This is a genomic window from Enterobacter sp. 01-M-03-SI-ECC, from assembly GCF_047530215.1.
GTDB lineage: Bacteria > Pseudomonadota > Gammaproteobacteria > Enterobacterales > Enterobacteriaceae > Enterobacter > Enterobacter chengduensis.
The window spans coordinates 73,556-98,370 of the sequence record NZ_JBLKDA010000004.1 but is presented as its reverse complement, the minus strand read 5'-3'; the positions used below and the strand labels follow the sequence as shown (position 1 = coordinate 98,370).

General features: G+C 58.6%; 25 protein-coding genes. 14 read left to right on the top strand and 11 right to left on the bottom strand.

The features are described 5' to 3' along the window. Positions 1 to 69: 69 nt before the first annotated feature. Entirely contained in the window at positions 70 to 1,635 is a 1,566-nt protein-coding gene (gene ahpF, locus ACMWKK_RS05540; RefSeq protein WP_112781769.1) for an alkyl hydroperoxide reductase subunit F, read from the bottom strand. A 188-nt stretch (positions 1,636 to 1,823) separates the two neighbouring features. After that, a complete protein-coding gene (gene ahpC, locus ACMWKK_RS05535; protein WP_008501015.1) occupies positions 1,824 to 2,387 on the bottom strand; it encodes an alkyl hydroperoxide reductase subunit C in 564 nt (187 codons plus the stop codon). A 640-nt stretch (positions 2,388 to 3,027) separates the two neighbouring features. Between ahpC and citR the strand changes: the two genes are divergently transcribed. The 3 genes from citR (at position 3,028) to ACMWKK_RS05520 (ending at position 5,935) form a co-directional block, all read left to right on the top strand. Further along, on the top strand, positions 3,028 to 3,927 hold the full coding sequence (citR, locus tag ACMWKK_RS05530) for a DNA-binding transcriptional repressor CitR (protein WP_112781768.1): 900 nt from the start codon (positions 3,028 to 3,030) through the stop codon (positions 3,925 to 3,927). A gap of 173 nt (positions 3,928 to 4,100) precedes the next feature. Continuing rightward, positions 4,101 to 5,324: a phosphoadenosine phosphosulfate reductase gene (locus tag ACMWKK_RS05525; protein WP_045325720.1), complete on the top strand. Its 1,224-nt coding sequence runs from the start codon at positions 4,101 to 4,103 to the stop codon at positions 5,322 to 5,324. After that, a complete protein-coding gene (locus ACMWKK_RS05520) occupies positions 5,309 to 5,935 on the top strand; it encodes an IbrB-like domain-containing protein (RefSeq protein WP_045325719.1) in 627 nt (208 codons plus the stop codon). Before ACMWKK_RS05525 ends, ACMWKK_RS05520 begins: the two co-directional genes overlap by 16 nt. Here the strand turns inward: ACMWKK_RS05520 and ACMWKK_RS05515 are convergent, their stop codons facing one another. Continuing rightward, positions 5,936 to 7,096: a pyridoxal phosphate-dependent aminotransferase gene (locus ACMWKK_RS05515; protein WP_112781767.1), complete on the bottom strand. Its 1,161-nt coding sequence runs from the start codon at positions 7,094 to 7,096 to the stop codon at positions 5,936 to 5,938. A 122-nt stretch (positions 7,097 to 7,218) separates the two neighbouring features. Here ACMWKK_RS05515 and ACMWKK_RS05510 point away from each other — a divergent pair, with 122 nt between their 5' ends. From ACMWKK_RS05510 to ACMWKK_RS05500, 3 genes are read left to right on the top strand one after another with little or no spacing between them, the layout of a single operon-like run. Further along, on the top strand, positions 7,219 to 7,833 hold the full coding sequence (locus ACMWKK_RS05510; protein WP_112781766.1) for a methylthioribulose 1-phosphate dehydratase: 615 nt from the start codon (positions 7,219 to 7,221) through the stop codon (positions 7,831 to 7,833). Continuing rightward, positions 7,830 to 8,519: an acireductone synthase gene (gene mtnC / locus ACMWKK_RS05505; RefSeq protein ID WP_045325713.1), complete on the top strand. Its 690-nt coding sequence runs from the start codon at positions 7,830 to 7,832 to the stop codon at positions 8,517 to 8,519. Before ACMWKK_RS05510 ends, mtnC begins: the two co-directional genes overlap by 4 nt. Next, a complete protein-coding gene (locus tag ACMWKK_RS05500; protein ID WP_112781765.1) occupies positions 8,516 to 9,058 on the top strand; it encodes a 1,2-dihydroxy-3-keto-5-methylthiopentene dioxygenase in 543 nt (180 codons plus the stop codon). The genes mtnC and ACMWKK_RS05500 overlap by 4 nt, the downstream gene beginning before the upstream one ends. A 54-nt stretch (positions 9,059 to 9,112) precedes the next feature. On the opposite strand, the gene ACMWKK_RS05495 is transcribed toward ACMWKK_RS05500, so the two are convergent. Beyond that, positions 9,113 to 9,583, bottom strand: a complete 471-nt coding sequence (locus ACMWKK_RS05495; protein ID WP_112781764.1) for an SRPBCC family protein — start codon at positions 9,581 to 9,583, stop codon at positions 9,113 to 9,115. Positions 9,584 to 9,625: 42 nt separating this feature from the next. Beyond that, positions 9,626 to 10,642 (bottom strand): S-methyl-5-thioribose-1-phosphate isomerase, encoded by a 1,017-nt coding sequence (gene mtnA / locus ACMWKK_RS05490; RefSeq protein ID WP_112781763.1) that lies wholly within the window; start codon positions 10,640 to 10,642, stop codon positions 9,626 to 9,628. A gap of 104 nt (positions 10,643 to 10,746) precedes the next feature. Between mtnA and mtnK the strand changes: the two genes are divergently transcribed. Continuing rightward, entirely contained in the window at positions 10,747 to 11,946 is a 1,200-nt protein-coding gene (gene mtnK / locus ACMWKK_RS05485) for an S-methyl-5-thioribose kinase (protein WP_112781762.1), read from the top strand. Between the two features lie 87 nt (positions 11,947 to 12,033). Here the strand turns inward: mtnK and ACMWKK_RS05480 are convergent, their stop codons facing one another. The 4 genes from ACMWKK_RS05480 to ACMWKK_RS05465 form a co-directional block, all read right to left on the bottom strand. Then, entirely contained in the window at positions 12,034 to 13,275 is a 1,242-nt protein-coding gene (locus ACMWKK_RS05480; RefSeq protein ID WP_181663684.1) for an LVIVD repeat-containing protein, read from the bottom strand. Between the two features lie 93 nt (positions 13,276 to 13,368). Next, positions 13,369 to 14,433, bottom strand: a complete 1,065-nt coding sequence (locus ACMWKK_RS05475; protein ID WP_112781760.1) for a sugar ABC transporter substrate-binding protein — start codon at positions 14,431 to 14,433, stop codon at positions 13,369 to 13,371. Between the two features lie 19 nt (positions 14,434 to 14,452). Continuing rightward, complete coding sequence (locus ACMWKK_RS05470) at positions 14,453 to 15,448, bottom strand: ABC transporter permease (protein ID WP_112781759.1); 996 nt, start codon at positions 15,446 to 15,448, stop codon at positions 14,453 to 14,455. Then, positions 15,445 to 16,947, bottom strand: coding sequence for a sugar ABC transporter ATP-binding protein (locus ACMWKK_RS05465; protein ID WP_406542761.1), 1,503 nt, complete (start codon positions 16,945 to 16,947; stop codon positions 15,445 to 15,447). Before ACMWKK_RS05465 ends, ACMWKK_RS05470 begins: the two co-directional genes overlap by 4 nt. Positions 16,948 to 17,105: 158 nt before the next feature. Here ACMWKK_RS05465 and ACMWKK_RS05460 point away from each other — a divergent pair, with 158 nt between their 5' ends. The 4 genes from ACMWKK_RS05460 to ACMWKK_RS05445 all read left to right on the top strand — a co-directional run bounded on the left by ACMWKK_RS05460 (position 17,106) and on the right by ACMWKK_RS05445 (position 19,861). Next, positions 17,106 to 18,194 carry an oxidoreductase gene (locus ACMWKK_RS05460; protein ID WP_112781757.1) on the top strand — a complete coding sequence of 363 codons (1,089 nt, stop codon included), beginning with the start codon at positions 17,106 to 17,108 and terminating at the stop codon, positions 18,192 to 18,194. Between the two features lie 57 nt (positions 18,195 to 18,251). Then, entirely contained in the window at positions 18,252 to 18,995 is a 744-nt protein-coding gene (locus tag ACMWKK_RS05455) for an SDR family NAD(P)-dependent oxidoreductase (RefSeq protein WP_032638782.1), read from the top strand. A 184-nt stretch (positions 18,996 to 19,179) separates the two neighbouring features. After that, positions 19,180 to 19,476, top strand: a complete 297-nt coding sequence (locus ACMWKK_RS05450) for a type II toxin-antitoxin system RelE family toxin (RefSeq protein WP_112781756.1) — start codon at positions 19,180 to 19,182, stop codon at positions 19,474 to 19,476. After that, on the top strand, positions 19,457 to 19,861 hold the full coding sequence (locus ACMWKK_RS05445; RefSeq protein WP_112781755.1) for a helix-turn-helix domain-containing protein: 405 nt from the start codon (positions 19,457 to 19,459) through the stop codon (positions 19,859 to 19,861). The genes ACMWKK_RS05450 and ACMWKK_RS05445 overlap by 20 nt, the downstream gene beginning before the upstream one ends. On the opposite strand, the gene ACMWKK_RS05440 is transcribed toward ACMWKK_RS05445, so the two are convergent. Beyond that, the gene (locus ACMWKK_RS05440) at positions 19,858 to 20,055 is read right to left on the bottom strand and encodes a YbdD/YjiX family protein (protein ID WP_014169079.1); all 198 of its coding nucleotides are present in this window, start codon (positions 20,053 to 20,055) and stop codon (positions 19,858 to 19,860) included. The two genes, ACMWKK_RS05445 and ACMWKK_RS05440, sit on opposite strands and share 4 nt — an antisense overlap. Before the next feature lie 60 nt (positions 20,056 to 20,115). Further along, positions 20,116 to 22,221 (bottom strand): pyruvate/proton symporter CstA, encoded by a 2,106-nt coding sequence (gene cstA / locus ACMWKK_RS05435; protein ID WP_112781754.1) that lies wholly within the window; start codon positions 22,219 to 22,221, stop codon positions 20,116 to 20,118. A gap of 279 nt (positions 22,222 to 22,500) precedes the next feature. Between cstA and ACMWKK_RS05430 the strand changes: the two genes are divergently transcribed. The 3 genes from ACMWKK_RS05430 to ACMWKK_RS05420 are packed head-to-tail and all read left to right on the top strand — an operon-like array spanning position 22,501 to position 24,801. Continuing rightward, positions 22,501 to 23,214, top strand: a complete 714-nt coding sequence (locus tag ACMWKK_RS05430) for a nucleoside recognition domain-containing protein (protein ID WP_045325683.1) — start codon at positions 22,501 to 22,503, stop codon at positions 23,212 to 23,214. Further along, complete coding sequence (locus tag ACMWKK_RS05425; RefSeq protein WP_045325682.1) at positions 23,211 to 23,675, top strand: YjiG family protein; 465 nt, start codon at positions 23,211 to 23,213, stop codon at positions 23,673 to 23,675. The genes ACMWKK_RS05430 and ACMWKK_RS05425 overlap by 4 nt, the downstream gene beginning before the upstream one ends. 13 nt (positions 23,676 to 23,688) lie before the next feature. Next, entirely contained in the window at positions 23,689 to 24,801 is a 1,113-nt protein-coding gene (locus ACMWKK_RS05420) for a M20 family metallopeptidase (protein ID WP_045325680.1), read from the top strand. Positions 24,802 to 24,815 lie beyond the last annotated feature (14 nt).

Here is a 24,815-nt window from a genome sequence, read left to right as displayed (position 1 = left end):
ATAAGATAAAAAAAGAGGCCACCTTTCGGTGGCCTCTCGCTATTGCAGGTGTAGCCTTACTTTCTTCTATTATGCGGTTTTGGTGCGAATCAGGTAGTCAAACGAACTCAGCGACGCTTTCGCACCCTCGCCCGTGGCGATAATGATCTGCTTGTACGGCACGGTGGTGCAGTCGCCCGCCGCAAACACGCCCTTCACGCTGGTTTCGCATTTTGCGTCGATGATGATTTCGCCCATGCGGTTGCGCTCAATCGCGCCTTCCAGCCAGGTGGTGTTCGGCAGCAGACCAATCTGGACGAAAATCCCCGAAAGCGGAACGCTGTGCACGTCGCCGCTCACGCGGTCGCGGTATTCCAGGCCGGTCACCTTGCTGCCGTCGCCCTTCACTTCCGTGGTCTGCGCGTTCAGCACGATGTCGACGTTTTTCAGGCTGCGAACCTTATCCTGCAGAACCTGGTCGGCCTTCATCTCTGGCGCGAACTCCAGCAGGGTAACGTGTTCAACAATCCCCGCCAGGTCGATAGCCGCTTCCACGCCGGAGTTACCGCCGCCGATTACCGCCACGCGTTTCCCCTTAAACAGCGGGCCGTCGCAGTGCGGGCAGTAGGTCACGCCTTTGGTGCGATACTGCTCTTCACCCGGGACGTTCATGTTGCGCCATTTCGCGCCGGTGGCAATGATGATGCTGCGCGCTTTCAGCACCGCGCCGGACGCGGTTTCAATCTGGTGCAATCCGCCCTCGACGGCTGCCGGCACCAGCCTGCTGGCGCTCTGGCTGTCGATCACGTCCACGTCGTAGTCGCTGACGTGCGCCTTCAGCGCGCCGGCCAGCTTCTGGCCTTCGGTCTTCGGCACGGAGATGTAGTTCTCAATGTCCACGGTATCGAGCACCTGGCCACCGAAGCGTTCGCCCATCAGGCCGGTACGGATGCCTTTTCGCGCGGAGTACACCGCCGCCGCCGCGCCCGCAGGGCCGGAACCGACGATCAGCACGTCGTAGGCATCGCGTTGGTTCAGCGCTTCCGCCGCACGTTTTTCGGCACCGGTATCCACTTTGCCTACAATTTCGGTCAGCGTCATGCGACCCTGGCCAAACTCCTGACCGTTCAGATACACCGCCGGAACGCCCATCACGTTGCGATCGGTGATCTCATTCTGGAAGGTACCGCCGTCAATCGCCGTGTGCTTGATGCGCGGGTTGAGTACCGACATCAGGTTCAGCGCCTGCACCACGTCCGGGCAGTTGTGGCAGGAGAGCGAGTAATAGGTTTCAAATTCGAAATCACCGTCGATATCGCGGATCTGTTCCAGCAGCGCCTGCGCTTCTTTTGACGGATGACCACCGGTCCACAGCAGGGCCAGCACCAGCGAGGTAAATTCGTGACCCAGCGGAGAGCCGGCAAAGCGCGGTCCCTGGTCGGAGCCTGGGTTGGTAATCAGGAAAGAGGGCTTACGGACCGGCAGCGCGTTGTCTTCTTTGAAGGTCACTTTCGGCGACAGTTCGGCGATCTCCGCCAGCAGTTCCTTGATCTCTGCCGATTTGGCGCTGTCGTCCAGCGTGGCAATCAGCTCAACGGGTTTGGTCAGTTTCTCAAGGTAGGCCTTGAGCTGGGTTTTCATGTTTGTGTCGAGCATTGTTCTTCCCTCTCTTAAGACGTCATCATGCAAGCTGCCTTGTGCGGGCGGCCTGAATGCAACTTGCATCATGGTGCTGGAATGAAATGGGCGCGGGTGCGCCCATCGAATGCCGGGTGGCACTTCGTTTACCCGGCCTACGGCTATTGTAGGCCTGTGCAAGCGCAGCGCCGCCAGGCAAGAAAGGCTTAGATTTTACCTACCAGATCCAGAGATGGAGCCAGCGTTGCTTCGCCTTCTTTCCATTTCGCCGGGCATACTTCGCCTGGGTGAGAAGCCACGTACTGAGCGGCTTTCACTTTACGCAGCAGGTCAGACGCATCACGGCCGATACCTTCAGCGGTAACTTCGATGGCCTGGATAATGCCCTGCGGGTCAACAACGAAGGTGGCACGGTCAGCCAGGCCTTCATCTTCACGCATGTTGTCGAAGTTACGGGTCAGGGCGCCAGTCGGGTCACCGATCATCGCGTATTTGATTTTTGCGATGGTTTCAGAGCTGCTGTGCCATGCTTTGTGGGTGAAGTGGGTATCGGTAGACACAGAGTAAACGTCCACGCCCAGCTTCTGCAGTTCGTCGTAGTGGTCTGCCACGTCGCCCAGTTCAGTCGGGCAAACGAAGGTGAAGTCAGCCGGGTAGAAGAAGAAGACGCTCCAGCGGCCTTCGGTATCTTTCTCGGTAACTTCGATGAACTCACCGTTTTTGAACGCCTGGTTTTTGAAAGGTTTAATTTTAGTGTTAATCAAAGACATCTGTACTTCCTCCGTGTTTTCGTTGAGATGTAAGGTAACCAACTTTATCCATCGGGGCTAATGCGTATGCTTTATCAAATCAATCAGCCAAACCTTACAACGCTAACAAGACAACGTGATGAACTGAATTAATGGAAGGCCGAAATGTAAAAAGGCCGCCCTGGTGGGCGGCCCTGATACCTGAACTTTCCACAGGAACTTTCAGTGCCAGCCTGAACTGGCGTTGCGTTGCGCTCTACATACCTTGATCTCAAGGCGGTAACAGCCCCCTGATTACAGCATCCGCAATGACGCAGGGCAATGGATGCAAGGGGTAATCTTATCTATGACTGCGATAGGTTTTACCAAACGGTGCAGGCCGCGTATTCGTTATCGAAACCGCGGCTAAAAATAAAAACGCGTGATAATTCTCTGTCCATATATAAATCAAACTATTTATATTCAATTTTATTTTCTTTTTTAAAGATAAAAATATCTTAATTATTATTGAAGTTCTATTTCATTAATCTATTTTCGTGATATATTAAGTTGGTTTTCAATAACAATTAAGTTAGTTAACTATCATGGATGGTAAATGGTTAACTTAGTTCTATAGTTATCAGTGATGTGATAACGAACCGCAGCGCACTCAGGATGAAACATGGCAAATCTTTACGACCTCAAAAAATTCGATCTCAACCTGTTGGTCATTTTCGAATGTATCTATCAGCACCTGAGCATCAGCAAGGCAGCAGAAACGCTCTACATTACCCCGTCGGCGGTCAGTCAATCGCTGCAGCGGCTGCGCAACCAGCTCAGCGATCCTCTCTTTATCCGTTCGGGAAAAGGCATTACCCCCACCACGGTGGGCGTCAATCTTCACCATCATCTTGAGCAAAACCTCAATCAGCTTGAGCAGACGATTAACATCATGAATGCGTCTACGCTTAAGAAAAATTTTGTGGTCTATAGCCCGCAGATCCTGACGACGCAAAACCTGCTTTGTCCGCTTAAGCTATTAATGAGCAATCATAATTATGAGATAGAGCTTCACGATATGCTGCTGAGCGCAGATTCAGCAGAAGACCTGCTGGCGTACCGTAAAGCGGATCTCATCTTCTCGATGGCGCCGATCAACAACCGTTCAATGGTTTGCGTTCCTTACGCATCTTACAAAATCATTTTGATATGCAGCCAGGATCATCCTCGTATCAAAGACGTTGTTTCAATGGAGGACCTCCAGGAAGAGAAGTTTACGTTGTTCATGAGTGATGAACCCGGTATTAAGAACTACCAGGCCCAGACTGAGGAAGTGCACGCCGAAAAAAAAGTTATTTTCCGCTGTGATTCAGTTTCCACCATTCTCGCCATGATTAGCGCCTCGGATTTAATCGGATACGTGCCGGAAGTCTTATATGAAAAATACAAAGACGTCTTGCGTTTCAAGAAAGTCAATGTTCCCTTCACGCCACCTCCAATGGAGGTCTTTATGATTTATAATCGCTCAGCACTCAACAACGCGGTTTTCTCGTCATTCATTGAACAAATTACAAAAAAATAACCAGCGGGGTTGTGAGCATCACAACCCTTAACCTTTCATTAAAATATAACCCCCATGTATAGATAACAAAAACATTGCTCTTTTCCATTTACCTGCGCTTTTTTTCCTCTACTATTATTCTCTCTCCATTATTGACACCCATAAGGTATTTATATCCAGGGAGGCGTTTGGCTATGTCAATGTGTAAGTATCCGCTTAATCAAAATGTCCTTGAGGCCGCGAAAGAGCGCATTACATGGGCGCTTGAGAATCTACCCAGGGTTTGTGTTTCATTTTCAGGCGGGAAAGATTCAACCATAATGCTGCATTTGACGGCCCAGCAGGCCCGAAAAATGGGAAAGAAAATCTCTCTGCTCTTTATCGACTGGGAAGTGCAGTTCACTTATACCATTCAGCACGTAAATAATATGATGGCGCAATACGCCGATGTTATTGAGAACTGCTGGTGGGTTGCGCTACCGCTCACCACGCAAAATGGTCTAACGCAATTTAACCCCGAATGGCAATGCTGGGAGCCCGGCAAACAGTGGGTGCGACAGCCGCCCGAAGGGGCCATTACCGATTCAGCTTACTTCGATTTCTACCAGCCGGGCATGACGTTTGAGGCTTTTGTTCGCGCGTTTTCAGACTGGTTTGCCGCAAACCGTCCGGCGGCAATGTTGGTCGGCATCCGCGCCGATGAATCCTACAATCGTTTTTTGACTATCGCGAACGCGCGTAAGCGGCGCTTTGCCGATGACAAACCCTGGACCAGCGCCTCCCCGGGCGGCCACGCCTGGTACATCTATCCGCTTTACGACTGGAAAACCGCCGATATCTGGACATGGTTTGCTAAAACGGGCGGATGCTACAACCCCCTTTACGATCTGATGTTTCAGGCAGGCGTTCCACCACGCTATATGCGCATTTGTGAGCCGTTTGGCCCGGAACAGCGCCAGGGACTGTGGCTTTATCATATTGTTGAGCCGGAACGCTGGGCGGCGATGTGCGAGCGGGTAAGCGGCGTGCACAGCGGAGGGATCTACGCGGGCCAGGACAATCACTTTTATGGCCACCGTAAAATTCTTAAACCCGACGCGCTCAGCTGGCGCGAATACGCCATGCTGCTGCTCGACAGCATGCCGCAAACGACGGCAGAGCATTACCGCAATAAAATTGCGATTTATTTGCACTGGTATCAAAAGCGAGGCATGGACGATATCCCGGACACCCAGGAAGCCGATATCGGGACAAAAGATATTCCGTCCTGGCGACGCGTGTGCAAGGTATTGCTCAACAATGACTACTGGTGTCGCGCCCTTTCATTCAGTCCTAACAAACCAAAGCACTATCAGCGCTACAGCGAACGAATAAAGTCAAAACGCAAGGAATGGGGGATCTTATGCAGCAACGATTGATTAAAGAGATGGAGCACTATCTTCAGTCTCTTCCCGAAGACAAACGCATTGAAGCCATCAATGCCTTTCGCCAGGCCATCCATGAAAATAGCCCTTTTCGCGAGCAGCCTGTCGACTGCGTGCTGTGGATCAAACAGGACGAGATTACCGCGAACGATTACAACCCCAATAACGTCGCGCCGCCGGAAAAACGTCTGCTCTGTAAATCGCTCGAGATAGATGGCTTCACGCAGCCCATCGTGGTGACGGAGAGCGATCCTCAGCATTATGAAATTGTCGACGGCTTTCACCGTCACGAGATTGGTTCAAACCGGGCGGTATTAAAGCGCCAGCTCAAAGGTTACCTGCCGGTAACCTGTCTGCGAAAAGCGCGGCAGAAAAAGCTCGACCGGATGGCGGCGACCATCCGCCATAACCGGGCGCGAGGCCGACACCAGATTAACGCGATGTCCGATATCGTCCGCGAACTGGCTCAGCTTGGCTGGAATGACGAAAAAATCGGCAAAGAACTGGGTATGGATCGCGACGAGGTCCTGCGGCTCAAGCAGATTAGCGGTCTGCTGGAACTCTTTGCAGACCGCCGTTATTCCGAAGCCTGGACGGTCAAGTAATCAGAGCGCGCTCAGGCGCTCTGCCGCCGCCAGCAGCGTCGATTCCTGTTTCGCAAAGCAGAGACGAATCAGCCTGTGCGGGAAGGGATCGGCGCAAAAGACAGAGAGCGGAATAGCCGCAACGCCCACCTCTTTGGTCAGCCACTGGCAGAAGCTGACGTCATCCAGCTCGGAAATGGCGCTGTAGTCCGCCAGCAGGAAGTAGGTCCCTTCCGCAGGCAGGATCTCCAGACGGCTTTGGCTCAGCGCGGACACAAACAGATCCCGGCGCTCGCGATAGAAACGCGGCAGCTCGCGGTAATGCTGGGGTTCTGCGCGCAGCATATCCGCCAGCGCCAGCTGAGCCGGTGTGTTGACGGCAAAGGTCAGGTACTGATGCACCTTGCGCAGCTCAGCGCTAATCGCGGCGGGTGCAATGCAGTAGCCCACCTTCCAGCCGGTCATATGGTAAGTCTTACCGAAAGAAGAGACGGCGATAGCACGCTCGCGAAGCTGGGGATGGGCCAGCACGCTGGCGTGCCCCTCTTCTGCAAAGCAGATGTGCTCGTACACTTCATCGCTCAGCACGAAAATTTCACGCTCGGCAATTGCCTGCCACAGCGCGGCAAAATCCGCTTTCTGCCACATGGTCGCGGACGGGTTATGCGGGGTGTTCAGGATCACCAGGCGGGTTTTATCACTCAGCAGCGCGGCAAATGCCTGCCAGTCCGGGCGGAAGTGCGGCGGCTGTAACGCCACGCGTTTCACCACGCCGCCGGAGAGTTCAACCGCAGGCGCATAGCTGTCGTAGCTCGGGTCAAAGCAGATCACTTCATCGCCCGCGCGCACCAGCGCGGTGATGGCCGCATACAGCGCTTCGGTCGCCCCTGCCGTCACCGTGATATCGCTGTTCGCATCGGGCTTGTGGCCATACAGTTCCGCCGTTTTGTCCGCAATCGCCTCCCGCAGCGCCTGCACGCCCGTCATCGGCGCATACTGATTCGCCCCCTGCGCCACGTGATAAGCCAGACGCGCCTGCAGATACGCCGGCCCGTCGAAGTCCGGGAACCCCTGAGAAAGGTTGATGGCGTTGTGCTGCTGCGCCAGAGCACTCATTTGCGTAAAGATTGTCGTTCCCAGGTTGGGCAGTTTACTTTGTGGAATCAATGGGTTGTTGCTCATTGCGCGGCGCCTGTTTGTAATACTGTTGTTGCTGCCACTATAACACGATGTTAGTCTTTGGCAATCAAGACGCTTAGACGTCTATATGCTATGAATATTCCTGGCCGCGAGGGTAAAAGGAAATGACAGACAACCTGCAACTCACACATCTTGTTGATGCCTGCCGCTGGATTGGCGCCAAAGGCTGGGCTCCCGCCACCGGCGGCAACATGTCGGTACGTCAGGACGAACATCTCTGCTGGCTCAGCGAATCCGGGAAAGACAAAGGCAGCCTGACAACGAAGGATTTTCTCCAGGTCGAGATCGCCACCAACCGCGCGCCGTCTGGCCGCAGGCCGTCGGCGGAAACCGGTCTGCACACGCTGATTTATCGCCTGTTCCCGGAAGCCAACGCCGTCCTGCACGTTCACACGGTTAACGCCACGGTGCTGTCCCGCCTGGTCAAAGAAGCCGAGCTCCACATCAGCGGCTTCGAAATGCAAAAAGCCCTCACCGGACAGACCACGCATCTGGATACGGTGGCTATCCCGGTCTTTGATAATGACCAGGATATCGACGCCCTCGCCTCGCGCATTGCCCATTACGCGCAGGAACGTCCGCTTAATTATGGTTTTCTTCTGCGCGGCCATGGCTTAACCTGCTGGGGACGCGATGTGGCCGAAGCCCGCCGTCATCTGGAAGGACTGGAATTCCTGTTTGAATGTGAAATGCGTTTACGCCAACTGGAGAGAGTATGATTCGCGCGATTGTGACGGATATTGAAGGGACCACCAGCGATATTCGTTTTGTCCATGATGTTTTGTTCCCCTACGCACGCGAGCGGCTGGCGGCCTTCGTGACGGCGCAGCAGTACGCCGAGCCGGTGAAATCCATTCTGGACAACCTGCGTGATGAAATCGGCAACCCGCACGCCAGCGTCAGCGAGCTAATCGACGCCCTGTTTGCCTTTATGGACGAAGACCGCAAATCCACGGCCCTCAAAGCGCTGCAGGGGATCATCTGGCACGACGGCTATGTGAACGGCGACTTTACCGGCCACCTCTACCCGGACGTGCTGCCCGCGCTGGAAAAATGGAAAGCGCAAGGGATTGATCTCTATGTTTATTCCTCTGGCTCCGTCGCTGCGCAGAAACTGTTATTTGGCTACAGCGACGAAGGTGATATTACTCATCTGTTCAGCGGCTATTTTGATACCCACATCGGCGCCAAGCGCGAGGTGCAGTCTTATCAAAACATTGCGGCGCAAACGGGCATCGCCCCGTCGCAGATCCTGTTCCTGTCCGATATTCATCAGGAGCTGGACGCGGCTGAACGGGCAGGTTTTCGCACCCTGCAGCTGATTCGCGGTGATGATGACGGCGCGAGCCATCACCATCAGGTCCACCAGTTTGACGAGATTAATCCGGAGCAGATCCCTTCATGAGCGCATTGACCCTTTATTCCGACAAAGACGCCAGCCAGCCGCTGTGGCACAGCACCGACGCGGCAGAGATTGCCCAACGGCTCAACGCTAAGGGCGTGCGCTTCGAACGCTGGGCGGCTGACCGTGATTTAGGCCAGGATCCCGCCCCTGAAGCCGTGATCGAGGCGTATCAGCATGCGATCGACAGGCTGGTGGCGGAGAAAGGCTATCAGAGCTGGGACGTCATCAGCCTGCGCGCCGACAACCCGCAGAAAGAGGCGCTGCGCACCAAGTTCCTGAATGAGCACACCCACGGCGAAGACGAAGTCCGCTTTTTCGTCGAGGGCGCGGGCCTGTTCTGCCTGCACATTGGCGATGAGGTGTATCAGGTGCTGTGTGAGAAAAACGATCTGATTTCCGTGCCCGCGGGTACGCCGCACTGGTTTGATATGGGCTCAGAGCCGAACTTTACGGCGATCCGAATTTTCGATAACCCGGAAGGCTGGGTGGCGCAGTTTACCGGTGACGCCATTGCGGATGCGTATCCGCGCCTCGCGTGATCTTTTTCTCCCTCTCCCTGTGGGAGAGGGCCGGGATGAGGGCCCCAGCGCGCACTACGCGTTAAGCCCCTTCACATACCCCACCAGCTGATCCAGCACAATCCCCCACCCGTCGTGGAAACCCATCTGCTCGTGCTGCTCGCGGATTTCCTTCGTGGGGTGGCGCGCTATCGCCGTGTAGCGGGTTTTGCCCTCGCCGACATCCTCCAGCAGCAAAATCGCGGTCATGAACGGTTTCTCCGCCGGTTTCCAGCCTTCGGTGTAGCCGTCGGTAAAAACCAGCTTTTTACCGGGATCGATTTCCAGAAATACGCCGCGGTTATCCATCCGCTGCCCGTCCATCTCAAACACGGTGTTGAACCGCCCGCCCACGCGGAGGTCGAGGTCGCATTCGGTGACCTTATGGGGCGCAGGGATGAAGAAATTTTTGATGTGCTCTGGCGTGGTCCAGCAAAGCCACAGCAGGTCGCGCGGTGCATCCACCACGCGCTCCATCTTTAAGTCTGTTTCAGGATCGAGCGTCACGATGATGTCCTCTAAAGGGAGACCCTTAAAGGATAGCCAGGCTCAGGCAAATTTCCCTTCCGCGACCTCTTGCGGCGTGACCACCCCCGTATCCAGCACCCAGCCGCTAATCAGCGAGGCTGGCGTAACGTCAAACGCCGGGTTATAGACCTGCGCGTCTTCCGGTGCCCACTGCACCGCGCCAAAGCTTCCGGCGGCGCCCGTCACCTCGCTGGCAGCGCGCTGCTCAATCGGGATCGCGTCACCGTTCGGACAGTCCGGATCGAGTGTCGTTTGCGGCGCGGCCACGTAGAACGGAATACCGTGGAATTTCGCCAGCACCGCCAGAGAATAGGTCCCAATCTTGTTCGCCACGTCGCCGTTGGCCGCAATACGGTCTGCGCCCACCCACACGGCATCCACCAGCCCTTTCGCCATCAGGCTGGCGGCCATGGAGTCGGTAATCAGACGATACGGCACGCCCAGCTCGCCGAGCTCCCACGCCGTCAGCCTGCCGCCCTGTAAGAGCGGACGGGTTTCATCCACCCAGACGTTGCTCACGTTCCCATCCTGATGCGCCCGGGCAATCACGCCCAGCGCGGTGCCGACGCCCGCCGTTGCCAGGCCGCCGGTGTTGCAGTGGGTCAGCAGGCGGCTGCCGTGCTTCACCAGCGCGCTGCCCGCTTTCGCAATCGCGTCACAGAGCCGTTTGTCTTCGTCGATCAGGCGCAGCGCCTCCGCCACCAGTGCCGGAACATACTCTTCCTGCCAGAGCGCCAGCTTCATGCGGTCGAGGTTGTTCATCAGGTTCACCGCCGTCGGGCGGGACGCGCGCAGCGTTTCCAGCGCCATCGCCAGCTCGTCGCGGCTTTCGCCGTTTTCCGCCAGCAGGGCCAGCAGCAGGCTTGCAGAGAGACCAATCAGCGGCGCGCCGCGCACCCTTAAAGCGTGGATATGCCCCACCAGCGTCTCTACCGTCGAGGCCTCCAGCCAGCGTTTCTCCTGCGGAAGCGCCTGCTGGTCGAGAATAAAAAGCTGATTATCCGCCACCCGCAGGCTGGTCGTCTGTAATGTCTGCATGTCGTTAATTCCCTGTTGCGTTGTTGTAGCACATTGTGTCAGGATGAAATCCAGATGTATAGACGTCTACATGTCTTTATTAGCAATCTTGTGAGGAGCAGGCCATGTCGCAATACCGTACCTTTACCGCTCAGGACGCCGTGGAGTATGCCAGGCAGTTTGGCGGACTTGACGATCCGTTATCGCTGGTAGAGGCGCAGGAAGTAGGCGACGGCAACCTCAATCTGGTGTTCAAAATCTTCGACAGCGCAGGCGTGAGCCGCATCGTCGTTAAGCAGGCGCTGCCCTACGTGCGCTGCGTCGGCGAGTCGTGGCCGCTGACGCTGGACCGCGCGCGTCTGGAGGCGGAAACCCTGGTCGAGCATTACCAGCACAGCCCGCAGCACACCGTAAAAATCCACCACTTCGACCCGGAGCTGGCGGTGATGGTGATGGAAGATCTCTCCAGCCATCGCATCTGGCGCGGCGAGCTGATTAAAAACATTTATTACCCGCAGGCAGCGCGTCAGCTGGGTGAATACCTCGCAAGCGCGCTGTTCCACACCAGCGATTTCTACCTGCACCCTCATGAGAAAAAAGCGCAGGTGGCGAAATTCATCAACCCGGAGATGTGCGAGATCACCGAAGATCTGTTCTTCAACGATCCGTACCAGATCCACGAGCGCAACAGCTACCCGGCCGAGCTGGAAAATGACGTCGCCGCCCTGCGCGACGACGCCCAGCTGAAAATTGCCGTAGCCTCCCTGAAGCACCGCTTCTTCTCGCACGCTGAGGCGCTGCTGCACGGCGATATTCACAGCGGGTCGATTTTTGTGGCGGACGGCAGCCTGAAGGCCATCGACGCCGAGTTCGGCTATTTCGGGCCGATTGGCTTTGACGTCGGCACCGCCATCGGCAACCTGCTGCTCAACTTCTGCGGCCTGCCGGGGCATCTGGGCATTCGCGATGCCGCCGCCGCGCGCGAGCTGCGCCTGACCGATATTCAGGCGCTGTGGAACACCTTCGCGGAGCGCTTTCAGGCGCTGGCAAACGAGAAAGCGCGCGATGCCGCGCTCGGCGCGCCGGGCTATGCCTCCGCGTTTCTGAAGAAGGTCTGGCATGATGCCATTGGCTTCTGCGGCACCGAGCTGATTCGCCGCAGCGTCGGGCTTTCCCACGTCGCGGATATCGACACCATCCAGGATGACGCCATGCGCCACGAATGCCTGCGCCACGCGATTACGCTCGGCAAGGCGCTGATTCTCATTGCCGACCGCATCGACAGCGTGGAAGATCTGGTGGCGCGCGTTCGGCAGTACAGCTGAGAACATTTGCCCGGTGGCGCTGCGCTTACCGGGCCTACGGGTACAAAATGTAGGCCGGGTAAGGCGAAGCCGCCACCCGGCAAAAACTCACCCCAAATACTCAATCACCGACAACCCGCCGTTATAATCCGTGCTGTAAATAATCCCCTGCGCATCCACAAACACGTCGCAGGACTGGATCACCTGCGGGCGATTTGGCCGCGTATCCATCATCCTCTCCGGCGCGGCAGGCACCAGCGCGCCGGTCTCCACCGGACGATACGGATTGGAGATGTCATAGGCACGCACGCCCGCGTTCTGATAAGTCGCAAAAATCAGCGTCGAGCTGACAAAGCTCCCCGGCCGGTTCTCGTGCAGGTTGTGCGGCCCGAAATGCGCCCCTTTCGCCACGTAGTCGGTTTCATCCGGCTGCGGGAAAGTGGAGATACTCACCGGGTTCGACGGCTCGCGGATATCAAACAGCCAGATCAGCTTCTCGCCGTCCTCCTGGTTGTCGAGCACCGCTTCGTCCAGCACCACCAGCAGATTGCGGTCCGGCAGCGGCAGCGCGGTGTGCGTTCCACCGCCAAACGGCGGGCTCCAGTTACGGTGGCTAATGAGCTTAGGCCGGGTGCGGTCCTTCACGTCCAGCAGCGTCAGGCCGCCGTCGCGCCAGCTGCCGTACGCGGTATCCCCTGCAATAATCGCATGGTGGAGCGCGTAGCGTTTCCCTTCCGGCCAGTTCGGCTTCTCCCCTTCGGCCTGGTTCATTCCCGGCAGCCACCAGCGCCCCGCCACTTCGGGCTTACGCGGATCGGCAAGGTCGATGGTCAGGAAAATGTAGTCGGTAAAGCCGTCAATCAGCGCCGAGACGTACGCCCAGCGCCCGCCAACGTACCAGATACGGTGAATACCGATACCGCTCAGCGACAGAAAGCCGATTTCGCGCGGCCTCTCCGGCGTGGAGATATCAAAGACGCGCAGCCCGGCGCTCCAGCCTTTGTCCCGCACGTCGCTGACGGTCTCCCCCACCTGGCGGGTGTAGTAGACCTTCTCATCGGCAAAGCGGGCATCGGCAAACAGATCCCGGGCGTTGATCACCAGCAGCAGGTCGTCATGCGCCTGCAGGTGCACGTTCCAGGTGCCGGGCGGCGCGGGCACGTAGCCTGCCGATTTCGGGTTCTTCGGGTCGCGCACGTCGACAATCGAAAAGCCCTGCGACACCATATGGCCGATATAGGCGAAACCGCGGTGCACCATGAGCTGCACGCCGTCCGGACGACCGCCCTGGTCGCTATGGCCAATCAGCCGCATATTGCGGCTGTATTCGGGAGGGGGTAAATGAGTCACCTTGAGCTCCTTTCGCCCGGTGGCGCTGCGCTTACCGGGCCTACGGGCGCGAAATGTAGGCCGGGTAAGGCGCAGCCGCCACCCGGCTGGGTTTTATTTATTCTTCGCTTCCAGCGTCGCAAACCACGGCGCGATAAAGTCTTCCGTCTGGCCCCAGCCCGGAATGATTTTCCCCAGCGACGCCACGTTCACCGGGCCCGGCTGGGCGGTCAGCAGCGCCTGCGGAATGGCGGCCGCTTTGAAATCGTAGGTCGCAGGCGTGGCTTCTCCGGCAATCTTATTGGCCACCAGACGCACGTTGGTTGCGCCAATCAGCTTCGGATCCACCGCCACGCTCACCTTCCACGGGCTGCCCGGCTCGCGCATCAGCTGCAGATCCTGGTTGGAGATATCGATGCTGTAGAGCTTGATCTCGGTGCGGCCATTCTCTTTCAGCGCCTTATAGGCGCCCTGGCTAAAGGCGTCCCAGGTGCCCCAGATGGCGTCGATTTTGCCTTTCGGGTATTTCGCCAGGATAGCACCCACCTTGTTGGCGGTGTCGCCCTGCACGTCAGACGAGACCGCGCCGATTGACTCCAGCTCTTTGATGTCCGGATACTGCTTTTGCAGCGCTTTGTACGCCGCCTGACGACGCTCCATCGGCGGGAAGCCCGCTACCCACAGCTTGATGATATTGGCCTTGCCGTTGAAATCTTTCGCCAGCTGGCCGAAGGAGAGGTTCGTCAGCGAAGCATCATCCTGCTGGGTAACGGTCACGCCGGGGATCTCGCCGTTGACGGCGGTATCAAACACGGCGACCTTGATCCCGGCATCCACCGCCTTCTTCACCAGCGCGGTAGAGTACGGGTCGCGGCCCTGAGACAGGATAATCCCGTCGTACTTCTGGCTGATGGCCTGGTTCACGAAGTCCTGAAATTTAGCGTCGTCCCCGTTGCTTAAAAAGGTGCTGATCTTAAAGCCGAGCTTTTTCCCTTCCTGAATGGCCCCCGCAATAAACTGCGTGGTGTTGTCGTCTGAGCCAAGGTTGCGGATCACCGCGATGCGAATCGGGCCGTCATGGTTGGCAATGGCCGCCGGAAGCGGCGCGGGCGTGGCCGCGAAGCCAGGCAGAGCGGTGAATAACCCAAGTGCCACCAAAGAGAGAGCAATTTTTTTCATTTTGTATCCCGTTGTGTTGTCAGCGTTTTTGTATGTAGGTAATCGCCAGCGCTACCGCGAGCACCAGCCCTTTTATAATGTCCATGGCGTAATACGGCACGGAGAGCATCACCAGACCGTTCGACAGCACGCCGAGAATCACCGCCCCGACCAGGGTTCCCAGCGCGTTCGGCTTGCCGGATCCGGCCAGCGAGAAGCCGATCCACGCCGCCGCCACCGCGTCCATCAGATAGCCGCCGCCCGCATTCACCTGCGACGAGCCGATGCGCGAGGCCAGCAGAATGCCGCCCAGTCCCGCCAGCAGGGAGGCGATCACGTAGGCCGCCACCTTGTAGCGCGTGGTGCGAATGCCGGAGAGACGCGCGGCCTCGGGGTTACCGCCAATGGCGTACATGCGTCGTCCATGCGTGGTCAAAGAGAGCCCCAGCTGCGCCAGCACGGTCACCACCAGCATCACGATCACGATGGTCGGCACCTGCCCCAGCAGGCTGAACGCCGCCGGAATGGTCCCTTCCGCCATGTCGCCGCTCGGCAGCACCATGTTCTCGGTAATTGACCCGCCGTAGCTGTAGGTCATCGCCACGCCCTGGATCACAAACAGGCTGGCCAGCGTCGCGAGCATGTCCGGAATGCGCAGGATGACGATCAGAAAGGCGTTAAACAGCCCCACCAGCGAGCAGAGCGCGAGGGTGATCAGAATCGACTCGGTGGTGCCGAAGCCGTGCCAGACGAAAAGCGAAATCACCAGCGCGTTCGCCAGCGAGGCGGTCGATCCCACGGAGAGATCGAACCCGCCGATGGTCAGCGATATCGACACGCCAATGGCTATCACCGTCACGATGGCAATCGAGCGCAGAATATTGATGATGTTGTTTGGATCGAGGAAGCTGTCCGACGCCAGGCCAAAGACGGCCACCAGCGCAACCACGGTCAGCAGCATGCCCCACTTGTAGAGAAAATCGAAAATCTGCTGACGGCCCGACGCCGCCGCGTTTACTGAAAGGGCCTTGCTCACGACGCCGTTCCTCCGGTTGAATAATAAAGTAGTGTCTCTTCGCGGGCCTCGGCCCCGGCGATTTCCGCCACGATGCGCCCGTCCCACAGCACGCAGATGCGGTCACACAGCCCCACCAGCTCGGCGAATTCGCCCGAGGCGTAAATCACCCCTTTGCCCTCGCGCGCCAGGCCGTCAATCAGCTGGAACAGATCGGTTTTGGCCTTCACGTCCACGCCTTTGGTCGGCTCGTCGAAAATCAGCACGCGGGCGTCATTGCGCAGCCACTTGCCGATGGCGACCTTCTGCTGGTTGCCACCCGATAAGCGGCGCAGCACCTGCCCCGGTCCACGCGCGCGCACCCCGACGCGAGCAATCAACTCTTCCGCCCAGCGCCACGCCTGACGATGGCCGAACAGGCTCCAGCGTGAAAAGCTGTTATCCGCCGTCACGGCCAGGTTCATGCTCACCGGCTCGTCGATAAAAATGCCCTCTTTGCGCCGCTCCTCCGGCACCAGCGCCAGGCCGCGCAGCACGGAATCCGCCGGGTCGCGCGGCTGCCAGGACTGATGATTCAGCTCACCGCGCGCCACGCGGCTTTTGCTGGCGCCAAACAGCGCCTTGCAGAGTTCGGTTTTGCCCGCACCCGCCAGCCCGGCAATGCCGAGGATTTCGCCCTTACGCAGGTGCAGAGAGATATCCTTCAGCAGCGCGTCGTCGTGCAGCCCTTCTACCCGCAGCAGCGTTTCGTCGCTGTGCGGCGGTCGTGCGGGCGGATAGATATCGCTCAGCACGTGGCCGAGCATCTTCTCGACGATCGCTTCGCCGCTGAGATCGCCCATCGGGCCGGACTCAATCAGCTTGCCGTCGCGCAGCACCGTCAGGGTGTCGCAGATGGCCTTCAGCTCGTGAATGCGGTGGGAGATAAACACCACGCCGATGCCCTGCTGCTTTAAGCGTCTTACGACCGCAAATAGACGCTCGCTCTCGTGCGCGTCCAGCGGCGCGGTAGGTTCATCAAGAATTAAAAAACGGCAGTGGTGGGATAGCGCCCGTGCCAGCAAAATCTGCTGCTTTTCGGCAAGCGTGCAGCTGTCGATGGAACGGCGCACGTCCAGAGCGACATCCAGCTGGGCCAGCGCCCGTCTCGCCTGCTGGCGGATCGCGCGCCAGCTGAAGCGGTGCCCCGGCTGCGCCAGCTGGTCGAGCATGATGTTCTCGGCGATGCTTAACCCCGGGATCAGGGCCACGTCCACCTCCTGCTGCACGAGGTGGATCCCCAGCCGTTTGGCGTCGAGCGGTTCACGGATCGTCACCGGCTGGTTGTTAATGCTTATCTCGCCCTCATAGTGGTCGTGCGTGCCGCACAGCACCGCCATCAGCGTCGATTTCCCCGCGCCGTTGGCGCCGGTCAGCGCATGTACCGATCCGCCGGTTAAGGTGAAATTCACGCGTGACAGCGCCTGAAAGCCGGAAAAGGCCAGGCTGATACCGCGCATCTCAAGGCGACTGGAAACCATCCGCGTAAATCCTTCATTACTCTTCTGATTTATCGAATTTTTCACAGCTCTGGTTGACTGACAACGACGGAAAAGGCATAAGTTAAAGCGAAATATTATTAGCCATCCGGATGTCCAGACATAACATCGGGTTAGCGCTTCCCACAAAGGACAACACCATGAGCAACACTGATATCCGCGTCGTGCCTGGCCCGGCGAACTACTTCTCCCATTCCGGAAGCCTTGCGCATCTGAAAGACTTCTTTAGCCAGGAACAGCTGTCCCGGGCGGTGTGGATCTACGGCGAACGCGCCATCGACGCCGCGCGCCCTTTCCTGCCGGAGAGCTTTCACGCGCCGGGGGCGAAGCACCTGCTTTTTAAGGGCCACTGCAGCGAGCGCGACGTCGCCCACCTGGTGAACGAATCCGGCAGTGACGCCAGCGTGGTGATTGGCGTCGGCGGCGGTGCGGTGCTGGATACCGTCAAGGCCGTGGCGCGTCGTCTGGGCGTGCCGTTCGTGGGCATCCCCACCATTGCCGCCACCTGCGCGGCGTGGACTCCGCTCTCCGTCTGGTACAACGATGCCGGTCAGGCGCTGCATTTTGAGATCTTCGACGACGCCAACTTCCTGGTGCTGGTGGAGCCGCAAATCATCCTTAACGCCCCGGCGGAATATCTGCTGGCAGGCATCGGCGATACGCTGGCGAAGTGGTACGAAGCGGTGGTCCTCGCCCCGCAGCCTGAAGATCTGCCCCTGACCGTCCGGCTGGGCATTAACGGCGCGCTGGCGATCCGCGACGTGCTGCTGGAACGCAGCGAGGAGGCGCTTGCTGACCAGCAGCGCGGCAAGCTGACGCAGGCGTTTCGGGACGTGGTGGATGCGATCGTCGCCGGTGGCGGTATGGTCGGGGGTTTGGGCGAACGCTATACGCGCGTGGCGGCGGCCCATGCGGTGCACAACGGCTTAACCGTGCTGCCGCAGACGGAAAAATACCTGCACGGTACCAAGGTAGCCTACGGCATTCTGGTGCAAAGCGCCCTGCTCGGCCAGGACGACGTGCTGGCGCAGCTGGTGACGGCGTATCAGCGCTTTAAGCTGCCGACCACGCTTCGCGAGCTGGACGTCGATATTAACAGCCGTGACGAGCTGGATAAGGTGATTGCCCACACCCTGCGCCCGGTGGAGTCGATTCACTATTTACCCATTACGTTAACCCCTGACGTTCTGCGCGCCGCGTTTGAGAAAGTGGAATCCTTCAGCCGTTAATCGTTCTGACCGTCTATACCTAATGATGATTCTTACCACTCTCGTCACGAGGTCATCATGCAGATCGATTTAACAGGAAAAAAGGCGCTGGTTACCGGCGCCAGCCGCGGGTTGGGTCGTGCTATCGCGCTGTCGCTGGCGCGCGCCGGTGCGGATGTGATTATTACGTATGAAAAATCTGCCGATAAAGCCCAGGCGGTCGCCGATGAGATAAAGGCGCTGGGACGTCACGGCGAAGCCGTGCAGGCCGACAGCGCCAGCGCGCAGGCGATTCAGGATGCCGTCACCCATGCGGCGCGTTCCCTTGGCGGGCTGGACATTCTGGTCAATAACGCCGGGATCGCGCGCGGCGGCCCGCTGGAGTCCATGACCCTGGCGGACATCGACGCTCTGATCAACGTCAACATCCGCGGCGTGGTGATCGCCATTCAGGAAGCGCTGGTGCATATGTCCGACGGCGGGCGCATTATCAACATCGGGAGCTGTCTGGCGAACCGCGTGGCGCAGCCGGGCATTGCCGTTTACTCAATGACCAAGTCGGCCCTTAACTCTCTTACCCGCGGCCTGGCGCGCGATCTCGGCCCGCGCGGCATTACCGTCAACCTGGTGCATCCCGGTCCGACCAACAGCGATATGAACCCGGAAGACGGGGAACAGGCTGACTCTCAGCGCCAGCTTATTGCTTTGGGCCATTACGGTCAGCCGGAAGACGTCGCGGCGGCGGTCACGTTTCTTGCCAGCCCGGCCGCCGGGCAGATCTCCGGTACCGGTCTGGACGTGGACGGCGGCCTGAACGCCTGATCGCATTTTTCCTGCAAGCCTCTGTCGACCGGCAGAGGCCTTTTCGAGCCGCCTCGACGCTTTACCTTTTGCCGCTTTCTCGCATTTTTTCTCCGCTCTACAGTACCCCCATTAGAAATTCGGAATTTATCTAATAGTCTTATTATTTCCTTATATTTTGTGTGGGCGTACAGTGGAGGTACGGATGAAGATTGTCTGGTCAAATGGTGCAAAGAAGGCATTTTCAAAGATTGACGAACGGTATCAGCGACGCATTGAGGTAAAGCTTGCCGAACTGGATGACCGCTCGGCACCCCGGCCCGATATCAAAAAAATATCGGCGACTGAAGATCATTTCCGGCTACGCGTTGGCGATTACCGCATCATCTATATGCTTCGGGACGAGCCTGATAACCATTGTTATGTTTTGGCCGTCAAGCGCAGAACTTCAACGACTTACCTGCATGAGGAGAAAGCCACCTATGGCTGTTCAGCTAATTAAGGACGATAACGGTAAAACGCAGTATGTGGTTATTCCTTATCACGAATACTTCCGCATGTGCTCACAGCTGGCAGAGATCGACGACGAAACCGATGACGATCTGGAGGATATTGAGGTCGAACACGATAGTCTGGATGACGTGGAATTGCCCGGCGAAGTGTGCAGCATCATGACCTGGCAGAACGTCAGCCTGCAGGCCGCGTGGCGTATCCTGCGCGGGCTATCCCAGCAGGAGGTGGCGGAGAAACTTGGCATCACCCAGTCCGCCGTGTCGCAGCTGGAAGCGGTGGATTCCCGTCCGCAAAAGCGCACCCGCGAAAAGCTGGCGGCGCTCTACGGCTGTAAGCAGGAGCAAATCAGCCTCTATTTACCGAAAGAGGGTTAACAGCACTTCGCTCCGCCCTTTCCGCCGTAGCGAGCGTCCTGGCGATCGCGGAAAAATGCTTCGTAGGTCATGGGCGTCTGGTCAGGATGGTTGACGCGCATATGCTCGACGTAGTTGTCGTAATCCGGCACGCCAATCATCATTTTGGCGGCCTGGCCCAGGTACTTACCTGCTTTGGAAAGGGTATCGAACATCGTTCTGATCTCACAGGAAATGTAGGCCGGGTAAGGCGAAGCCGCCACCCGGCACACAGGTTAATGCGCCCCTTTCGCCTGGGTGACAATCTCTTCCAGGTTTTCAGGCATTGGCTCGTACGGCGTCTCTTTCGCCGTCGGCTTGTCTTCCTTCAGGGCCGCCAGCGCGGTCTTCAAAGAATACAACGCCAGCACCACGACCACCACCATAAAGAAGATGGTCAGCCCGGCGTCCAGACGGTTGTTAAACACCAGCTGCGACAGCTGGGACTCGGTGTACTGCGCCGGGATCTTGCCGCTGTCGATCATCGCCTGGAACTTGTTGGCAATCGCCAGGAAGCCCACCTTGTTATCGGGGCTGAAGGCTTTCTGCCAGCCCGCCGTCAGGGTACAGATTAGCAGCCACGCGGTTGGCAGCAGCGCCACCCACGCATAGCGCTGGCGCTTCATTTTGAACAGCACCACCGCGCAGAGCATCAGCGCCATGCCCGCCAGCATCTGGTTGGCGATGCCGAACAGCGGCCAGAGGGTGTTAATGCCGCCCAGCGGATCCACCACGCCCTGGTGCAGGAAATAGCCCCACGCCAGCACGCACAGCGCCGTCGCCAGCAGGTTAGCCGGGAGCGAATCGGTGCGCTTCAGGTTCGGGGAGATCACCCCCAGCAGGTCCTGCAGCATAAAGCGCGCCGCACGGGTTCCCGCATCCACCGCCGTCAGGATAAACAGCGCCTCAAACAGGATGGCGAAGTGATACCAGAACGACACGTCCATCAGCCCGCCCAGCGCGCCGTGGAGGATGTAGGCCATGCCCACCGCCAGCGTCGGTGCCCCGCCCGCGCGGGAGATAATGGACTGCTCGCCCACCTCATTAGCGATACTTGTTAACGTGTCCGGGGTAATCGCAAAGCCCCAGCCGCTCACCACCTGTGCGGCAGATGCCACCACGTCAACGGTGCCCGCCGGTGCCAGTACCGCCATCGGGCTGTTCATCGCGAAGTAGACGCCCGGGTCGATAATACAGGCGGAGACCAGCGCCATAATGGCGACGAAGGACTCCATCAGCATGCCGCCGTAGCCAATCAGGCAGGCCTGATTCTCATTCGCCAGCATCTTCGGCGTGGTGCCGGAGGCAATCAGCGCGTGGAAGCCCGACACCGCCCCGCAGGCAATGGTGATAAACAGGAACGGGAACAGGTTGCCGGTCCAGACCGGGCCGGTGCCGTCGATAAATTTGGTCAGCGCCGGCATGGTCAGGGTCGGACGCATAATCAGAATGCCGATCGCCAGACCGACGATGGTGCCGATTTTAAGGAACGTAGAGAGGTAGTCACGCGGAGCCAGCAGGAGCCACACCGGCAGCACCGCCGCCACGAACCCGTAGCCCACCAGCATCCACGTCAGCTGAACGCCGGTAAAGTCGAAGAACGGTGCCCAGGTCGGGCTTTCCGCCACCCAGCCGCCGGAGATAATGGCGAACACCAGGAACACCAGGCCAATTACCGACACTTCACCAATGCGGCCCGGGCGCAGATAGCGAATGTAGATCCCCATAAACAGCGCCAGCGGAATGGTAAAGGCAACGGTATACGTTCCCCACGGGCTGTGGGTCAGCGCTTTCACCACGATCATTGCCAGCACGGCGAGGATGATCACCATGATCATAAAGGTCGCCACCAGCGCAATCACCCCGGCGGTGGCCCCCATCTCCTCTTTCACCAGCTCCCCCAGCGAACGCCCGTCGCGACGGGTCGAGAGGAACAGCACCATAAAGTCCTGCACCGCGCCCGCCAGCACCACGCCCGCAAGGATCCAGATCATCCCCGGCAGGTAGCCCATCTGCGCTGCCAGCACCGGTCCCACCAGCGGGCCTGCCCCGGCAATCGCCGCAAAATGGTGACCGAACAGCACTTTCTTGTCGGTCGGCACATAGTCCAGCCCGTCGTTATGGCGAACGGCAGGCGTCATGCGCGTCGCGTCAACGCCGAGGACGTTCTTCGCGATATAGCGGCCATAAAAACGGTAGGCGATCAGATAAATGCAGACGGAGGCGACAACGATCCACAGCGCGTTGATCTGTTCCCCCCGGTTGAGGGCGATATAGCCCAGGGCAAAAGCTCCCACAACGGAGAGCCCTGCCCATGTAAGGTATTTCCCTGAGTTGTTCATCGTGGTTATCCGTTGTTGTGAAACAGTGAGATGTTACATTTTGTTTCTAGAACAACCGGAAAAATTTAACAACTCTGAAACGCAATAATGCGTGGTCAAACCAGAGATTTACACCACAGTGTTAAGCCGATCACTTTCGCCTCTCCCCCGCTCCGTCACCGGTCACATTTTTATCTTTTTAATCCCGTGACGCCGTTACGAAATGATTTGCATCATCTTTTTTGGGTAAAACATCGCCAGAATGAGCCTGCGCACCCGCGCATTTACAAGGAAAAGGATATGAAAAGTTCAGAACCTCGGGAGTATAAGGTCGGGCCCGGCGCATACTTTGCGCTGGCTTTCGCAGCCGTTTTCTTCTCCGGCCTGTTGGGTGGAAAAGAGTGGTACGGCGTGTTTGATTTCACCACCCTCAACGGCGCGTTCGGCAAGGTTGTCAGCAAAGCCAGCCTCGATGACGGCACGTTAACCACCGCCACCAGCGCCTTTCGCGGCGCGGGCGGCAGCGGCGCGATGGACGGATTTCTGTTCGCGCTCGGGCTGATTCCGGCGGTCATGTTTGCGCTCGGCATGATCAACGTGCTGGAGCACTACGGCGCGCTGCGTGCGGCGCGCAAGCTGTTAACCCCACTGCTGCGCCCGCTGCTGGGCATCCCCGGCACCGCCGGTCTGGCGCTTATTGGCAGCCTGCAAAGCACCGACGTCGGCGCGTCGCTTACGCGCAACCTGGCCGACGAAGGGCAGATTAGCGAAACGGAAAAAGACGTCTTCGCCATGTTCCAGTTTTCCGCTGGCGCGATGATCACCAACTTTTTCTCCTCGGGCGCGATCCTTTTTACCCTGGTCGCCGCTGACGGCACCGCGGCGGTTCCGGCCTCAATAGGCGGCTGCATCGCCGTGATGTTTGTGATGAAAATCGTTGGCGCAAACCTGCTGCGCCTGATCCTGACGTTGACGGGAAAAACCGCCGCCGTGAAGCAAGGAGAAGCCGCATGAGTGCGCCACAATCGAATCCCGTTATTACCGATGTCTTCGTCGAGGGCGCGCGCAAGGGCTGGGGCATCGCCACCAGCAGCACCCTGCCCAACGTGGTGATGGCGTTTATCATCATCAAGGCGCTGGAGATCACCGGTGCCCTGAAAGGGCTGGGCATGATCTTCGCCCCATTGATGGGCCTGTTCGGCCTGCCGGGCGAAGCCGCCGCCGTGCTGATTGGCGGCTGGATGTCGATGGGCGGCGGCATCGGCGTGGCGATTGGCCTGTTTGATAAAGGCATTCTGACCGGGGAACACTTAGCCATTCTCGCCCCGGCGATCTATCTGATGGGCTCGCAGGTGCAATACCTGGGCCGCATCCTCGGCGTGATCGGCACCCGCGCCAGACGCATTCCGCTGATGATCGCCCTCTCGGTGATCAACGCCTTCTTAGCCATGCTGCTGATGCGCATCATTCTCTGAACAGGACGTAACCATGAATCTTGACCACTATATTGAAGAACTTAAAACCCTGGTGAACGTGGACTGCGGCACCCAGACTACCGCCGGCGTGGCTACCGTCGCGGGCATCATGCAGACGCTCTGGCAGCGCGAGGGCTGGCACGCCGAGCAGGTCGATTTGGGCGATAAGGTTGGCCCCGGCGTGTTCGTCAGCAACAGGCCGCAGGCCGAGCGGTTCGACGTGCTGCTGGTCGGGCACCTGGATACCGTGTTTGCCCCCGGCACCGTGGCCGAGCGTCCGATGAGCGAGGACGATTCCCGCCTGTACGGCCCCGGCGTCTCGGATATGAAGAGCGGACTTCTGAATATTTTGTGGGCGATGCGCGGGCTCGACGCCGCGGACAAAGATCGACTCGCGATTGCCGTGGCGATGAACCCGGACGAAGAAACCGGCTCGGTCCATTCCCACGCGTGGATCGGCGAGCTGGCCAAGCGTTCCCGCTGCGTGCTGGTGTGCGAAGCGGCCCGCGCCGACGGCTCGCTGGTGAAAGCGCGTAAAGGCATGGCGGGCTACCACCTCACCTTCAGCGGCGTGGCGGCGCACGCGGGCAACGACCCGGAAAAAGGCCGCTCGGCGATTACCGCGCTGGCGCACGCCGTGACCGCCATTAACGCGCTCACCGACTGGGATCGCGGCACCACGCTCAATGTCGGGGTGATCCGCGGCGGCAGCGCGGCCAACGTGGTGGCGGACAGCGCCTTTGCCGAACTCGACGTGCGCTTCTGGGAAAACGACGAGTATGACCGGGTCAATCAGGCGCTGGACGCGCTGTGCAGAAATGGCTTTTTAGAGGGTGTAGCCACCTCGCTGACGCGCGTTAACCACAAGCCGGCAATGGCGGCGAGTGAAGCCACGCGGCAGCTGATGCAGCTCGTCGAAAAAGCGGGTAAAGAAGAGGGGATCGCCATCACCTGGCAGGCAGTCGGCGGCGGCAGCGACGCTAACCACACCGCCGCGCTCGGCGTTCCGACCCTCGACGGCCTGGGGCCGATAGGCGCGGGCTTCCACAGTCCGGCGGAGTGGCTGGATAAAGCATCCATTGAACCGAGGATCCGGCTGCTGAAGCGGGTTGTGTCGATGCTGTAAACACCGCCGGGGGG

Coding starts and splice junctions, on each gene's coding strand:
- ahpF (WP_112781769.1), bottom strand. CDS start 1,635: ATGCTCGACACAAACATGAAAACCCAGCTCAAGGCCTACCTTGAGAAA.
- ahpC (WP_008501015.1), bottom strand. CDS start 2,387: ATGTCTTTGATTAACACTAAAATTAAACCTTTCAAAAACCAGGCGTTC.
- citR (WP_112781768.1), top strand. CDS start 3,028: ATGGCAAATCTTTACGACCTCAAAAAATTCGATCTCAACCTGTTGGTC.
- ACMWKK_RS05525 (WP_045325720.1), top strand. CDS start 4,101: ATGTCAATGTGTAAGTATCCGCTTAATCAAAATGTCCTTGAGGCCGCG.
- ACMWKK_RS05520 (WP_045325719.1), top strand. CDS start 5,309: ATGCAGCAACGATTGATTAAAGAGATGGAGCACTATCTTCAGTCTCTT.
- ACMWKK_RS05515 (WP_112781767.1), bottom strand. CDS start 7,096: ATGAGCAACAACCCATTGATTCCACAAAGTAAACTGCCCAACCTGGGA.
- ACMWKK_RS05510 (WP_112781766.1), top strand. CDS start 7,219: ATGACAGACAACCTGCAACTCACACATCTTGTTGATGCCTGCCGCTGG.
- mtnC (WP_045325713.1), top strand. CDS start 7,830: ATGATTCGCGCGATTGTGACGGATATTGAAGGGACCACCAGCGATATT.
- ACMWKK_RS05500 (WP_112781765.1), top strand. CDS start 8,516: ATGAGCGCATTGACCCTTTATTCCGACAAAGACGCCAGCCAGCCGCTG.
- mtnA (WP_112781763.1), bottom strand. CDS start 10,642: ATGCAGACATTACAGACGACCAGCCTGCGGGTGGCGGATAATCAGCTT.
- mtnK (WP_112781762.1), top strand. CDS start 10,747: ATGTCGCAATACCGTACCTTTACCGCTCAGGACGCCGTGGAGTATGCC.
- ACMWKK_RS05475 (WP_112781760.1), bottom strand. CDS start 14,433: ATGAAAAAAATTGCTCTCTCTTTGGTGGCACTTGGGTTATTCACCGCT.
- ACMWKK_RS05465 (WP_406542761.1), bottom strand. CDS start 16,947: ATGGTTTCCAGTCGCCTTGAGATGCGCGGTATCAGCCTGGCCTTTTCC.
- ACMWKK_RS05460 (WP_112781757.1), top strand. CDS start 17,106: ATGAGCAACACTGATATCCGCGTCGTGCCTGGCCCGGCGAACTACTTC.
- ACMWKK_RS05455 (WP_032638782.1), top strand. CDS start 18,252: ATGCAGATCGATTTAACAGGAAAAAAGGCGCTGGTTACCGGCGCCAGC.
- ACMWKK_RS05450 (WP_112781756.1), top strand. CDS start 19,180: ATGAAGATTGTCTGGTCAAATGGTGCAAAGAAGGCATTTTCAAAGATT.
- ACMWKK_RS05445 (WP_112781755.1), top strand. CDS start 19,457: ATGGCTGTTCAGCTAATTAAGGACGATAACGGTAAAACGCAGTATGTG.
- ACMWKK_RS05440 (WP_014169079.1), bottom strand. CDS start 20,055: ATGTTCGATACCCTTTCCAAAGCAGGTAAGTACCTGGGCCAGGCCGCC.
- cstA (WP_112781754.1), bottom strand. CDS start 22,221: ATGAACAACTCAGGGAAATACCTTACATGGGCAGGGCTCTCCGTTGTG.
- ACMWKK_RS05430 (WP_045325683.1), top strand. CDS start 22,501: ATGAAAAGTTCAGAACCTCGGGAGTATAAGGTCGGGCCCGGCGCATAC.
- ACMWKK_RS05425 (WP_045325682.1), top strand. CDS start 23,211: ATGAGTGCGCCACAATCGAATCCCGTTATTACCGATGTCTTCGTCGAG.
- ACMWKK_RS05420 (WP_045325680.1), top strand. CDS start 23,689: ATGAATCTTGACCACTATATTGAAGAACTTAAAACCCTGGTGAACGTG.